Below are 14,204 nucleotides of genomic sequence, written 5' to 3' on the forward strand. Positions count from 1 at the left end.
AAAACACCCGCTTTCCAGGCGAAAAGCGGGTGTTTTCTTTGCTTTTTGCAACTATTTTTGATGGTTCGAATTTCGGCTTTTGCCTTTGACCACATAACCAGCCACAGACCGGAAAAAGACGGGCCTACGAGGGCAAAACGCCCTCGTAGGCCCGTCTTTTTCCGGTCCGCCAGCCGCTCCGCCGTGGTGGAGGGCAAGAGAATCTTCCGGGTGCCGGCGTAGGTCTTGGTGTCCCCGGCTGTCAGCCGCCTGCCTTTTTCCCGGTGCAGGGCGCGGGAGACGCTGAGAGTGCCCTTTCGTCCATCGAAGTCGCTCCACATCAGACCGCAGATCTCGCCCAGCCGCAGGCCGGTGGTGAGTTCCGTGTAGAAGAAGTCCCGCCAAATCGGGTCCTGATCCGTCACCTCCAGAAAAATGTTCACCTGCTCCTCGTTTAGAATTTTCATGGGCTTGTGGGTGATTTTAGGCGGGTCCACCTGTTTGGCGGGATTGTTGGGCATCAGCCCCTGGTCTGCCGCCGCTTGGAGGGCCTGGTGGAGGACGGCGTGGATGCCGTGGACAGTGGTGGGAGAGAGGCCGAGGCTTTGACCGGAGCGAGGGGCGATCCGTCCGCGGTCCTGAAGCTCACGGTATAGGTCCCACAGATCCTCGGCGGTGAGTTGTGTGAGCTTCTTCTGCCCCAGGCGGGGCTTGACATGGCGGCCCATGTCGCCCCGGTACCGTTTCAGGGTGCCGGGCCGCAGGGTGAGCGCCATCTGTTCCAGCCAGCGGTCCAGCCACTCTGACAGCGTCATTCTGCTCTCCTCCGTCAGGTCCACTCCCTGATAGGCGTCGATGTTCTGCCGGAGTTTGGCGGTCAGTTCCTTTTGGTTATCTGCGTAGATATATCGGAAGATGGAGTCGCCGTTTTCCTTGTGGCCCACCACGATGCGGCCCTCCCAGCGGCCGTCCTTGCGCTTTCGGATGTTACCTTCGCCGTTGGCCCGTTTCTTTGTCATAGTGAACGCTTCCTTTGCAGCAACACAACATACCACACCTACTCGTGGATAGCCATATGTTGCGCCATCGTTAAATTGTATTTAAGGAAAAATTAAAATATTGTGCCGCAAAAAGCCAGGGTGGCAAAGGAAGCAATGTTGCGGAGAAAAGATATTTGCAAAAAAGGCTGGCTCCTGCTGGTTAAAGAGGAAGAAAATGGACAAATGCCCTCTTAATTGCATATGGAAGTTTCTGTTTTTTTGGAGGAAAAAACAAAAAAGCCAGCCGTTTGATTTTTTACCCATCAGCAGGTGCGGATTTTACACAGTTACCATATAATTGCGTCCGTTATAACACTGAACTGTCGCGGCAAACGAGGAGGAAATCAAACCATGAAAGCAAAACGGCGAGCGGCTGGTTTAGCAAAGGTTTGCGGATGCGCCATCCTGCTGGCGGCGGCGCTCTTCCCTATTTACTGGCTTGTAGCCATGGCGATTCGAGAGACTGAGGAGATGCAGGGACAAATTCCGCTGATTCCCCAATCCTTGACAGTGGAACACTTTTCCAATCTGTTTCTTAATGAGGGATTCGGACAGGCTACGCTCAACAGTCTCCAAACTACGTTAAGTTCTCTGGTGCTGTCGCTGGTGATAGGGGTTTGTGCGGCCTATATTATCGCACGGAGGAGATTCCAATTCCGGTTGAAAAAGCCGCTGACATACTGGATTCTGCTGGTGCGGGTGCTGCCTCCGGTGGCCTTTACCATTCCGCTTTATACTATGTTCAGCAGGATGGGGCTGCTCAATACAAAACTTCCGGTAACACTGGCGTGTGTTTTAATCAACGTCCCCCTGATTATTTGGTTCCTGATCAGCTTCTTTCAGGATCTCCCGGAAGAAATTGAGGAGAGCGCCCGTGTAGACGGCGCCACAGAGATGCAGCTGTTCCTAAAGATTGTGCTGCCCCTGGTAGCCCCTGGGATTGCAGCCGTAGCCATGCTGTCCTTTATGTATGCATGGAATGAGTATACCTACACGGTGATTTTTACCCGCAGTCCGGCTAACTACACGGTACCTCTGGCGCTGTCTGTTCTAAATACAGAGGACAACCTGACAAACTTTGGTATGGTGGCGGCAGGCGGCGTGGTGTCTGTGATCCCAATTACATTGTTTGTGATCTTTGCCCAGAATTACTTGATTTCCGGTTTGTCAAGTGGTGCGGTGAAAGAATGACAAAAATTCTAGAAGCAGTCCATATCGAAGTAAAGTGACGATTTGTAGGAGGAGAGAACATGAAAAAAAGACCCCTTGCGCTGGCCCTTGCGCTGGCCACAGCCGTTTCCCTTACCGCCTGCGGCAGCAGCGGCGGAACCTCAGAGACCGGCAGCGGTGACTCCGGGAGCGCTTCAGGTGAGCCCACAAAGATGACATTGATCCTGCGGGGCGGAGCCTATGGCGAATCCCTGGAGGCAAGTCTGCCTGCTTTTGAAGAGGAGCACAACGTAGATATCGAAGTGATGCTCATGTCTTTTGATGACCTGCATACAGGCATTGCGTTGGATGCTGTGAATGACGTGGGCACCTATGATCTGTGTATGGTGGATGGCTCCTGGATGGCAGAGTTTACCGAGAACGGTGTTCTGGCCAATTTGAGCGAGTTGGGATACAGTTTTGATAATGATATTATCCCCGCTACCACCGAGATCTGTATAGTCGACGACGAAATCTATCTTGCTCCTTACTATGGCAATGTGACCGTGATGATGTACAATAAGCAGCTGCTGGCCGATGCTGGATATACCCCTGAAGAGATCGACTCCTTTGCGGACGTCCAGGACATCGCCCAGAAGACCCGTGCAGCTGATCCCAGCAAAAACGGTTTTCTGATCCGTGGAGGCAGCGCGGATAATATTCTGTCGGATTTCCTGCCCCACCTGGTGGCCCACGGCGGCTGGGTCGTGGATGAGAACAACAATCCTACGGTGGATACACCCGAGTTCAAGGCTGCCATGGAGGACTACCTGGCACTGTACAATGTGGGCGGTACCCTGGATAAAGATGACATCGTGGCCTCTGTTACTTCCGGTGAGACCGCCATGGCTCAGATTTGGCCCGGCTGGTACACTCCCACGGCCGACGGCCCTGCGGATTACATCACCATCCCCACCAAGCTGACGGACGACTCTGAGCCTCTGGATGCGGTCGCCCTGCAGGGCGTGTGGTGTATCGGAATTCCGGACAACGCTCCTCACAAGGAGCTGGCCGTGGAACTGTTGGAGTACGTCATGAGCCCCGAGGTGCAGCTGGCCTCCATCGAGAACGATGGCGTGCCCTGCCGCTACAGCTGTCTGACGGATCCCACGGTTCTGGAGACCTATCCTCATCTGGAGACGGTCTGTGGAGCGCTGAAGACTGGCGTATACCGCCCTGCAATCGCGGAGTGGACAGAGTTCACCAATATTCTGGGGACCGAAATGGACAACATCATTCAAGGAACCAAGACGATGGATGAAGCTTTGTCCTACGCCCAGGAACAGTTGGAACAGCTGATGGCAGTTTAAAATCTTGGGAGGTTCCCTCCACCATGGAAACCGGCGGCCAGGGTCCAAACGGCATCTCGGCCGCCGGCCTTTGTTTCCGTGGGTGGAGCGGAAAAACGCTCAAGTTCGTGAGGCTATGGATATGAAGAGAAATAAGACTGTTAAACTGCGAGGAGCGCAGACTGGGACCGCTCGATTCGGATTGGGGATGCTGATGCCCACAATGATCCTCCTGCTGGTCATGACGGCGTATCCGCTGATTTTTACACTTCTATATAGTTTTACCGATTATAACTATCTAAGAGGGGCAGAAAACGCATCGTTTGTTTTGTTTGATAACTATCTCTCTCTGTTCCAAAATGGATATTTCCAGCAGGCAGTGTGGAACACTGTGCTCTTTACCATTTTGGCGGTGGTGCTGGAAATGGGATTCGGTCTGTTGATTGCGGTATTCGTGAACTCCCTGAAGCGGGGGCAAAAGGTGATGCGGACCTTACTGTTGCTGCCCTATCTGCTGCCTGCGGTTACAGTAGCCCTAAGCTGGCGCATGATGCTCTCGGCAAACTACGGGATCATCAATCAATTTTTAGAATTCCTGGGGCTGCCGGTATTTAACTGGTTTATGGATACCCATACCGCGTTTTGGACTATTTTGGTAATTGATGTATGGCAGAACGTCCCATTTGTATTTCTGCTGCTGTATGCCTCGCTCCAGTCTGTGTCAGAGAGCCAATACGAGGCCGCGCGGATTGACGGGGCTGGTGTTCTGCAGCAGTTTTTGTATGTTACCCTCCCCAACATCAAGGGCAGTCTGGCCCTGTGCGCACTGTTGCGCACCATCGATACCTTCCGCCTGTTTGAAAAGGTGAACGTACTGACCGGCGGAGGACCGGCCGGGACCACCTCGACCATCACACAGTTCCTGTACACCTACGGGATCGAGTCTCTGAATTTTGGATTTGGTAGTGCAGGCGCGATTGTTATGACGGTTTTGGTACTGATCCTCTCCAGTTTCTACATCAAGCGTGCCATGGGATAAGGAAAAAACCATGACGATCACCTTTTTAAACGTAGGCTATGGGGAGGCTATCCTGGTGGAATGTCCGGATGCGGGCCATCCCCAGGGAACCTTTGTGATGCTGATTGACGGAGGCAGCGGAGAGGCAGAGGAGTTTCCCCCGGAGCTGCCGGAGCGGGCGCCTCTGATTAAGGAGCTGGAGCGCCGGGGCCTGGACCATATTGATGTGATGATCAGCACCCATATTCACGAGGACCATGTGTGCGGCCTGCTACCGGTGGCAAAGGGGTTCCCGCCCAGAGAGCTGTGGCAAGTCCATGAGGCCGCCTTGGCCCGGCAGCTTCCAAGCCTGCCCCAGATGGAGCTTGCGCATCCCTCCCGGAGGAAATTTGCCCGGGCGCTGGAGGACTGGCGGAAACTGAGCATCCAGACGGAGGGGCGGGGGACCAAGATTCGGAAGCTGACGGCCGGGGACTGCCTGACGCCCTGTGCAGGTCTGAAGGTTCGGGTCCTATCCCCCAGCTGGGAGCGGGCGGAAACCCTGGCCCAGACCATGACAGAACTGTTTTACACGCGGGAGCCGGAGCTATTTTTAGAGCGGCTTACTGCGCTGGATGGCGCTATGAACAATTACAGCTTGGTCCTGTCTTTGGAATACCGTGGAGCGCGGGCGCTGCTCCCGGGAGATACCAATGCTGCGGGCTATGGGGAGATCCCACGGGCGCTGCTCACAGCCGATCTCTTCAAAGTGGGCCACCACGGCCAGAGGGATGGAGCCAACCCAGAGCTGCTGGCCGCCATCCGCCCCGCAGCGGTAGTATGCTGCGCCTCCAGCGACCGGCGCTACCACAGCGCCGACCCGGAATTGCTGCGCATGATTGCCGCCTCGGGAGCCAGGCTGTACTTTTCCGACTGCCCGCCGGTGCCGGAGGGAATCCCCGCGCCGCCGCCCCACCGGGCGCTACAGATACGACTGGATGGGACGACGCTCCAGAGTCTTTATTTTACCCGTGAGGGAGAGATCGTGGATGAAAAAATTTGACGTGTTGGTCATTGGTCCTGTTTCCCTGGACCACAACATCGACTGCGAGGGAAAGGAGCGCAGGGAGATTGGAGGAGCAGTAGTGGCCTCCGGCTTTGCGGCCGCCCGCAGCGGGAACCGCACGGCAGTCTTTACCAAGCTGAACCCGGCGGACGCTCGTGCGGAAGAAATTTTTTCCGGTTCAGGTGCTGAAGTGTTCTGGAAGCCCTCCCGGGCTACCTGCTCCATTCGCAATCAGTATTTTACCCCCGACAAGGAGAAGCGGGCGTGTACCTCCCTGGGCGTGTGCGATCCCTTTACCTTCCAGGAGCTGCCGGACGTTTCTGCCGCCATCTACCACTTTGCCGGACTGGTGTACGGAGACTTTGACGGCGCCCTGTTTGCCCAAGCGTCAGAGCACGGCAAGGTAGCTGTGGATGTACAGTGCCTGTTGCGCCATGTGGAGCCGGACGGAACGATGGGATTTCACGACTGGGCAGAGAAAAAGGAGTATTTTCCCTGTATCGACTACCTGAAGACCGACGCGGCGGAGGCGGAAATCCTCACCGGTCTCACCGACCGGAGGGAGGCGGCAAAACGGCTCTACAGCTGGGGGGCAAAAGAGGTCCTCATCACCCACAACACCGAGGTGCTGGCCTTTGACGGGCAGGAGATCTACACCTGCCCCATCAGGGCCCGGAACCTGTCCGGCCGCACCGGCCGGGGGGATACCACCTTCGCTGGCTATATCACCGAGCGACAGCGGGCAGGGGTGGCCGAAGCTCTGCGGTACTGTACTGCCCTGGTCTCCCTGAAGATGGAGACCCCCGGCCCCTTCCGGGGGACGCGCCAGGACGTGCTGGATTACATCCGCGCCTTTTACTAAGCCCCCGGGGCAGGCGGCCCTGGACAAACAAATCCAATCCCCCCCGGACCGCTCCACGCTTTCCGGTTCGCCGGGGCAACATAAGGAGGAAACATCCGCCGGCCGGCGGTGCGGCAGTGTGGAGACCTGCCGTAAGCCCGTTCGGGTCACGCTCCCGGACGGGGAGGTCCCTGTGCGGAGGCAGAGGGACTGCGGCCCATCAGTATGTCTACTGTAAGCTTAAAAAATATCTATAAAATTTATGATGGAAACGTCGCCGCCGTGGACGACTTCAACCTGGAGATCGCCGACAAGGAGTTTATTGTTCTGGTGGGCCCCTCCGGCTGCGGCAAGTCCACCACCCTGCGGATGATTGCCGGCCTGGAGGACATCTCCAAGGGCGAGCTGCACATCGACGGCAAGCTGGTCAACGACGTAGAGCCCAAGGATCGGGACATCGCTATGGTGTTCCAGAGCTACGCCCTGTACCCCCACATGACCGTGCGGGAGAACATGGCCTTTCCCCTGAAGCTGCGGAAGGTGGACAAAGCGGAGATCGACCGCCGGGTTAACCAGGCCGCTGAGATCCTGGACATCACCCAGTATCTGGATCGGAAGCCCAAGGCCCTCTCCGGCGGCCAGCGTCAGCGGGTGGCCATCGGCCGGGCTATTGTCCGGGAGCCCAAGGTGCTGCTGATGGATGAGCCCCTGTCCAACCTGGATGCCAAGCTGCGCAATCAGATGCGGGCCGAGATCATCAAGCTGCGCCAGCGTATCGACACCACCTTTGTCTACGTCACCCACGATCAGACCGAGGCCATGACCTTGGGGGATCGGATCGTGATCATGAAATCCGGCGTGGTTCAGCAGATCGGAACGCCTCAGGAGGTATTCAATTCGCCGGCCAATCTATTTGTAGCCGGTTTCATCGGCACGCCTCAGATGAATTTTTTTCCTGGGCGTTTAGAACAAGACGAGAGCAGTTACCGTCTCCACTGCATGGGGGCAGTCATTCCTCTGACACAGGAACAGAGCAGTCGGCTGGCACAAAACGGGCAAAGGGCCAGTGAGGTGATCGTAGGCGTGCGTCCGGAACACATATCGGTCCAGAATCAGGAGGACGGCGCAATCGAGGCGTTTGTTGAAGTGAGCGAGCTGATGGGCAGTGAGGTATATCTGCACACCGTGGTGGGCAGTGGCGGGGAACGCCAAAATGCGGTCCTGCGGATCCCTACGGTGGATTTGCCGCCCCAGTATCACGGGAATGTGCCAGCGGGGACCAAGATCCGGTTTGGGTTTTCCAGTTCACTGCTCCACCTCTTTGATCCCGACACAGAGAAAAGTGTGTTTTGCTAAAAATCGGAGGATGATCCAGCGCCCCGGGAGCCATGTGCTGCGTGCTCCCGGGACGTATGTGATTTGAGAGGAGACATTTATGGGGCAGAAAATGCTTTTGCCCGTTCGTACCGCGCTGATGATTGGAGGGATTGTCCTGATTGGGATCAGCGTGGCACTGTTCCGATTGGCGGGCTTTGGGGTGGACCCGTTTACCGGCATGAATCTGGGGATCAGTACCTTTCTGGGGTGGAGCTTCGGGAACTGGCAGCTGCTGGCTAACACCCTGATTTTAGCAGTGGTCTTTTTCACCGTGCGCAGCTGCATTGGTTTGGGCACTCTGGTAAACATGGTCTGCGTGGGGTACATCGCCGATTTCATCTGCTGGCTGGTGCAGGAGGCTCTGACGCTGACCTTGGGAATTCCAGTGCGGATCCTGTTGCTCCCGGCAGCCCTTCTGTTTGCCTCCTCCGGGGTGGCCTTGTACATGAAGGCGGACATGGGCATCGCACCCTATGACAGCGTGGCCGTGGTGATTGAGACGCTGACCCGCGAGAGAATTCCCTTTCACATTGCACGAATCCTGTCCGACGTGACCGTGGTTGTCATTGGGGCGGGATCTTGCCTGATGGCCGGCGAGACCGTCTGGTTGGTGATTGGAGTTGGAACTGTATGCAACGCCTTCCTCAATGGACCGGCAATTCAGCAGTTTCGAAAATGGCTGGACCGTATTTTTGAAAACGATTCCTGAGTCATATTTTAAAGTGGCAGATAAAGGACGAAAAGAAGCTGTGTTCTGCCGTATGTATTGTAAAAAGACAGTGGTTCAAATCCGGATAGCAGCTCCACAAAACGCCCGCTTTTCTCCTGGAAAGCAGGCGTTTTCTTTGCTTTTTGCAACTATTTTTGACGATTTAAATTTCAGCTTTTGCCTTTGACCACAGAACCAGCCACAGACAGGAAAAAGACGGGTCTCCGAGGGCGTTTTGCCCTCAGAGACCCGTTTGTTCAACTTGCCGGTCTTTGCCGCTTCGCCCGCTCTTTTTCGGCGGCGATCTCCGCCTTCATCTCCCGGATCAGTGCGGCCAGTTTTTCCTCACACTCCGATCCTGTTTTGGCGTAGACGTTCCGGGCCATGCGCCTGCCATTGACGATGGGGGAGTAGCGGCCCTCCCACAGATGGTCGCCCAACTGGCTGACGCATCCTGTGCCTGGCTTGCGCCGCTGCCCCTTGCGGGCCTGGAATGCGCTGGGAGGAGGTTTCTGGGGGGCCGCTTCCCGCCTGGGCTTCGGTTCGGCTCTCCCGATCCCCCGGTCGATCTTGTCTGCCGCGTTCTGCCGCATGGCATCGGTGACGTGGGTGTAGGTGTTCAGCGTAGTGGTGCTGGACACATGGCCGATGATGGTGCTCAGCGTTTTAATGTCCATGCCGTGTTCCAGAGAGGCGGTGGCGAAAGTATGCCGTAGATCGTGGAACCTCAGACGCTTACACTCCGCCCGTTCCAGCACCGTCTGGAGCCGCTTCCGGACGGCGGCCGGGTCCAGCGGGGAGTCCTCCTTCACGGGCGAGGGGAACATCCACCGGGAATGGACGCCCTTTTTATAGGCATTGAGCACGTTCAGGACCGGGGCGGGGAGGAGCACGGTTCGATTGCCCGCCCTGGTCTTGGGCGGAGACACCACCAGTTCGCCACTCACCCGGTGGACCTGCCGCTCCACCCGAAGGGCCCCAGTCCTGAAATTCAGGTCACCCCACCGGAGGGCCAGGATCTCGCCCCGGCGCAGGCCGGTGGCCAGCTCCAGGAGGAGCAGCTCGTAGCAGCCGTCCTCCCTGGCCTGGATCAGCAGCCGCTGGATCTCCTCCGGAGACAGGATTTTCATTTCCCTGCCCTTGACGGACGGGAGCTTGCAGCTGTCCGCCGGGTTGCGGAAGATCAGCTTTTCCTCCACCGCCTTGTCCAGTGCGGCGTGGAGGGTGGTGTGAATCCCCCGGACGGTCTGGTCGGAGAGCCCTTCCCCATAGAGTTCCCTGCGCAGCAGTCTGCCGTTCTGCTTGAGATGGGTATAGAACTGCTGGATGTCCCCGGTGGTCAGCTTGTCCAGCTGGATATTGCCCAGGGCGGGAATGATGTGCTGATAGATCCGCCGCTCATAGGACATCTGGGTGTTGGGCCGGAGGCTTGCCTTTTTGTAGTCCTGGTACCAGCGATCCAGCCAGTCGCCTAAGGAGATGCCCGGTTTAGGTGGCTCAGGGGCGGGGATCTCTAAACTTTCCCGTAGTTGCGACAGCTTGGTCGCACACTCTGTTTTCGTTTTAGCAAGGACATTTTTGGTTTTGGGCAGGCCCTTCTCATCGTACCCAACGACCACCCGGCCCTCCCAGCGGCCGTCCTTTCTCAGCCGGACGCTGCCGTCGCCGTGTTTTCTGCGTTTTGCCACGGAGCCATCTCCTCTCCTAAGTAGTCGGTCAGGAAGCCGCCCACGATCTCCGCCGCCCGTCTCTGCATATCCCCGGTGGTGTGGGTGTAGGTGTCCAGGGTGAAGCTGGCCTTGGTGTGGCCCAGGATGCCCGAGAGGGTCTTGGCATCCACCCCGCTGGTCAGTGCGTGGGTGGCGAAGGTGTGTCTTAAATCGTGGAATCTGAGTTCAGGCAGTCCGGTTGCCTGCAGGATCTTTTTCAGTTGGCGGTATGCGGTGCCGGGGTTCAGCGGGGCCTCCGGCCGCAGGGGATTTGGGAAGATCCACTGGGAACAGGAGAGACGTTTCCGCTCCGCCAGTCGCTCCGCAGTGGTGGAGGGCAGGAGAATCTTGCGCGTCCCGGCGTAGGTCTTGGTGCCCCCGGCCACCAGCCGCCCGCCCTTTTCCCGGTGCAGGGTGCGGGTGACGCAGAGGATGCCCTTCCGCCCGTCGAAGTCGCTCCACATCAGGCCACAGATCTCTCCCAGCCGCAGGCCGGTGGTCAGCTCTGTGTAGAAGAAATCCCGCCAAATGGGATCTTTGCCGGCCGCGTCCAGGAAGACCTCCAGCTGCTCCACGGTTAGAATATTCATCGCATTGTGGGGAACTTTAGGAGGCTCCACGTGCCTGGCAGGGTTGTTGGGCATCAGCCCCTGCACAGCTGCCGCCTGGAGAGCTTGGTGGAGGGCGGCGTGGATGCCGTGGACAGTGGCGGGAGAGAGGCCGGGGCTTTGGCCGGGGCGGGGGTTGAGCCGGCCGCGCTCCAGGAGCGTCTGGTAAAGCGTTCTCAAATCCGCCGCCGTGATCTGTGTGAGTTTCTTCTGCCCCAGGTAGGGCTTGACGTGGTGATCAAAATAACTGCGGTATTGTTCCAGGGTGCCGGGCCGCAGGGTGAGCGCCATCTGCTCCAGCCATTGCTCCAGCCACTCTGACAGCATCATTCTGCTTTCCTCCGTCAGGTCCACTTCCTGATAGGCGTCGATGTTCTGCCGGAGTTTGGCGGTTAGTTCTTTCTGGGTATCTGCGTAGATATATCGGAAGATGGAGTCGCCGTTGCTTTTGTGGCCCACAACGATGCGGCCCTCCCATCGGCCGTCCTCCCGTTTTCGTACCATGCCGTCGCCGGATGGCCGTCTCTTACCCATATTTTTCACCTCGCAATTTTTATCTTTGATTTACGGTGTAATTTCTGAGTGGCTCACTTGATGGGCGGGAACTTGTGAGGCTCCGCCACCCATTGATACACCACGGCCCCGCAGCGGCGGCAGATCAGGTAGCGGAGCCGTCTGCCCAGGAGTCCATGCTTCTTGTAGGTCACCAGCGCCTCACCGTGCTGCCAGCCCAGGCCCAGATCGTCGTTCCCGCAGTACTGGCACCGCTGGACTGGGATTTGATTGTTCATCATGTTCTTATCCCTCCCTATCAGCAACACACAATACCACAGAAACAGGAAATAGCCAGGGTCACGGCGAACTATTATCAGAAAGTTATCATATTGCTTGGTTTCCTTGCTCCAAGGGCTTTTCTATTGTTTTAGGCGCCGTAATTTTTGAGGTGCTTACATCCAACCCATGACCATGCCGCCCTGGTTCTGCTCCTCCTCGTGATCGTCCGGCTTGTGGCCCAGGGCGATTTTCTTCTCCTGGATCTTCCTTCGGAGCTTTCGGTCCACATGGAGACCGGCGCTGGATCGGGGCAGGGAGCGGTTCTCGAAGATTTGGCTTATGTGGTAGAGCAGGCGGGTGGCCGCCAGCATGACAGAGGGTGGACGGAGACTGTCCTGTCGCTCCAGGAAGAACTGCGCGTACTGATTTCCCTGGGCGGCGGATCGGCTGAACCAGTCCATCGCCTGGGTCTGATCCTGAGCCACTCCCTGCCCCATCAGGTACAATTTACCCAACATGTACTGGGCGTACTGGATGCCGGCCTCCGCCGACTGGGTGAACCACTCCGCTGCCTTGGAGGTATCCTTGGTCACGGCATCGCCGGTCAGATACTCCTTTCCCAGCCGGTAGGCGGCCCACTGGCTTCCGTTTTCCGCCACCTCCTTCAGCCAGCGGATGCCCTCCTCCGGGTCACGGACTTCGGAATCGTCAGAGAGAAGCAGTTTGCCCAGGGCATACTGGGCCTCCGGCAGACCATGCTCTGCCGCTTGGTTGAACCAGTGCTTTGCCTTCCGGCTGTCCGGGATCAGCAGAGGGCCGTCCCGGTAGAGTTGGCCCAGCAAATATTGGGCGTGGGGGTCACCTTGCTCCGCCAGCCGCTCCATCTCCTCCGCCGCCCGATCCCGGTCGGTCAGGGAGAGGGTGTCATCCCGGACGATCTGCCGCAGCTCCCGGCAGGCATAGGATTCACCTCGCACCTGCTCCGGTTCGTCGTGGTCGCTCAGGTCAGCATCCTCGAAGGTAACCTCCCCCAGCCGGATGCGCTCCGCCTCCTGGATGACAGCGTTTTTGATCTGCCGGAACTCTTTCTCCTGGGACAGTTTTTTCCGTTCTCTGGTTTTGTCGTGATAGTAGCTTTCCACCTCGCTTTGGAGGGCGCACCACCGGGCGTAGCATGCTCGAACCACCGGCAGATCCTCCAGTTTGTCCACCACCTCGTCCACGGTTTTCTTCACAGACTTGGGCAGGTATCCGTAGGACTTTTTTCCTTTGACGGTTTCCAACTGTTCAGCCAACTGCGCTATCTTCTGCTCAATGGCAGGTTCCGTGCAGATGCTCCGGGCCATCTCCTGAGTAAGTTTTCGGATGGTTCGCCGCGCCTCCCGCACCAGCTCGTCCCGCGACTGGGATTTCTGTTCGTAGGTGTGGAGTAACTCCTGACGGAAGATTTGGTTGCTCAACTGAGACTTGATCTTGCGGATGCCGTCCCGCGTCAGGTACGCTTCTCCCGGCTGTGTTGACCACGCCATCATGTGGACATGGGGGTGGTCACCCTCATCGTGGTAGGCGGCGTACCAGCGGAAGTGGTTGGGCGGGATGTTCATAGCGGCGGCGATATCGTTGCGATTGGCCCGGAGCAGATTCCGCCACACCTTGGCATTGTCATATCCAAGACGCGCGGTGTCCTCCCGTTTCAGGGAGAGAATATGCGTCCACACATTTCCGTTGTACTGATCCAACTCCCGCATGGCCTGCTCCAAATCCACAGTATCTTCATCACCAAAGAGACCGTGGTCACCCAGCCGTTCCGCCCTGGGCCGGGTGGCGATGTACTTCATATAGCCCTCTGACTGCTGCACCGCCGGCCAATTTTCCTCCAGCGCCCTGGTGATAAAGGCGGATGCGTTAGCCTTAGTAGGCTTGGCTTCGTAGTCCAAATACTCGCCCAACTCCTTCGCCTCTGGGAAATCTTTTGTCAGTTTGCTGACCAACTGCTCCTGCTTTCGAGTGGGCGGACGGTCATCCGGGAGGATCTCCACCCGTTCCCGCGTGCCGATGTATTGCAGATAACCGCTGACAGAATTTCTGCCGCCGCACTTGAGATAAGGACTTTTCAGGATCAGTCTTGCCACTCATCGTCCTCCTCCCAGGCTCCCCGCGCCCGCTGCTCCAGTGAGACGCGGCCAGTGGTTTTCCGTACATTTTGCACGCTCTCTGCCCTCCGGCGGCGGAGATCTTCATCACTGAAACGATAGGCATTCGCCAAGATACCGGCCACCATGTCCTGCTCCACCGCCTGCCGGAAGGCGATGGAGGACAGCCGATCCTCCAGCTGTCCCAGCCGCCCATCCAGGTAGGACTTGATGGAGGTGGGGAGGAACAGACCGGCGTCGTTGGCGCTGAGGTAATCCAGGTAAAAGTCCACCGCCCGCTCGATGAAGGCGGTCATGCTTCGGCTCCCGTCCTCCCGGTACCTCCGCTCCAGAATGGCTTTCTTTTCCGGGGTGAGATAGAAGGCGAATCTCTCTTTTTTGCCCATAAACTTCTCCTTTCCGGGGCATGCCCCCTGTTTTTTCGTTATGGCAGTAGGAGTTCGGGGATTGTGA

Annotated in this window: 13 protein-coding genes; 7 read left to right on the top strand and 6 right to left on the bottom strand. The window is 57.6% G+C overall.

Annotated elements, in window-relative coordinates:
* Positions 1 to 998 (bottom strand): site-specific integrase (locus tag B5F19_RS12100; RefSeq protein WP_140394228.1); only part of this gene is annotated, 998 nt, incomplete at its 3' end.
* Between the two features lie 372 nt (positions 999 to 1,370).
* On the opposite strand from B5F19_RS12100, the gene B5F19_RS12105 reads away from it, so the two are divergent.
* The 7 genes from B5F19_RS12105 (at position 1,371) to B5F19_RS12135 (ending at position 8,507) form a co-directional block, all read left to right on the top strand.
* Entirely contained in the window at positions 1,371 to 2,210 is an 840-nt protein-coding gene (locus B5F19_RS12105; RefSeq protein WP_087290812.1) for a carbohydrate ABC transporter permease, read from the top strand.
* A gap of 59 nt (positions 2,211 to 2,269) precedes the next feature.
* Positions 2,270 to 3,538, top strand: coding sequence for an extracellular solute-binding protein (locus tag B5F19_RS12110; RefSeq protein WP_087290814.1), 1,269 nt, complete (start codon positions 2,270 to 2,272; stop codon positions 3,536 to 3,538).
* Between the two features lie 121 nt (positions 3,539 to 3,659).
* Complete coding sequence (locus tag B5F19_RS12115; RefSeq protein WP_087290816.1) at positions 3,660 to 4,556, top strand: sugar ABC transporter permease; 897 nt, start codon at positions 3,660 to 3,662, stop codon at positions 4,554 to 4,556.
* A gap of 10 nt (positions 4,557 to 4,566) precedes the next feature.
* The gene (locus B5F19_RS12120; protein ID WP_087290818.1) at positions 4,567 to 5,577 is read left to right on the top strand and encodes an MBL fold metallo-hydrolase; all 1,011 of its coding nucleotides are present in this window, start codon (positions 4,567 to 4,569) and stop codon (positions 5,575 to 5,577) included.
* Complete coding sequence (locus B5F19_RS12125; RefSeq protein WP_087290820.1) at positions 5,564 to 6,442, top strand: PfkB family carbohydrate kinase; 879 nt, start codon at positions 5,564 to 5,566, stop codon at positions 6,440 to 6,442. The genes B5F19_RS12120 and B5F19_RS12125 overlap by 14 nt, the downstream gene beginning before the upstream one ends.
* A 204-nt stretch (positions 6,443 to 6,646) precedes the next feature.
* Positions 6,647 to 7,777 (top strand): sn-glycerol-3-phosphate ABC transporter ATP-binding protein UgpC, encoded by a 1,131-nt coding sequence (ugpC, locus tag B5F19_RS12130; RefSeq protein ID WP_087290822.1) that lies wholly within the window; start codon positions 6,647 to 6,649, stop codon positions 7,775 to 7,777.
* 79 nt (positions 7,778 to 7,856) lie between these two features.
* Entirely contained in the window at positions 7,857 to 8,507 is a 651-nt protein-coding gene (locus tag B5F19_RS12135; RefSeq protein WP_242972804.1) for a hypothetical protein, read from the top strand.
* Positions 8,508 to 8,764: 257 nt separating this feature from the next.
* Here B5F19_RS12135 and B5F19_RS12140 read toward each other — a convergent pair whose 3' ends face one another.
* From B5F19_RS12140 to B5F19_RS12160, 5 genes are all read right to left on the bottom strand, one after another.
* On the bottom strand, positions 8,765 to 10,195 hold the full coding sequence (locus tag B5F19_RS12140) for a site-specific integrase (RefSeq protein WP_087290824.1): 1,431 nt from the start codon (positions 10,193 to 10,195) through the stop codon (positions 8,765 to 8,767).
* Positions 10,153 to 11,358: a site-specific integrase gene (locus B5F19_RS12145; protein WP_087290826.1), complete on the bottom strand. Its 1,206-nt coding sequence runs from the start codon at positions 11,356 to 11,358 to the stop codon at positions 10,153 to 10,155. The genes B5F19_RS12140 and B5F19_RS12145 overlap by 43 nt, the downstream gene beginning before the upstream one ends.
* 53 nt (positions 11,359 to 11,411) lie before the next feature.
* Positions 11,412 to 11,618 (bottom strand): hypothetical protein, encoded by a 207-nt coding sequence (locus tag B5F19_RS12150; protein ID WP_242972805.1) that lies wholly within the window; start codon positions 11,616 to 11,618, stop codon positions 11,412 to 11,414.
* Between the two features lie 153 nt (positions 11,619 to 11,771).
* Positions 11,772 to 13,730, bottom strand: coding sequence for a MobP3 family relaxase (gene mobP3 / locus B5F19_RS12155; RefSeq protein WP_204248327.1), 1,959 nt, complete (start codon positions 13,728 to 13,730; stop codon positions 11,772 to 11,774).
* Entirely contained in the window at positions 13,718 to 14,137 is a 420-nt protein-coding gene (locus tag B5F19_RS12160) for a hypothetical protein (RefSeq protein WP_087290828.1), read from the bottom strand. The genes mobP3 and B5F19_RS12160 overlap by 13 nt, the downstream gene beginning before the upstream one ends.
* Between the last annotated feature and the right edge of the window lie 67 nt (positions 14,138 to 14,204).

Source organism: Pseudoflavonifractor sp. An184 (genome assembly GCF_002160305.1).
Taxonomy (GTDB): domain Bacteria; phylum Bacillota; class Clostridia; order Oscillospirales; family Oscillospiraceae; genus Lawsonibacter; species Lawsonibacter pullicola.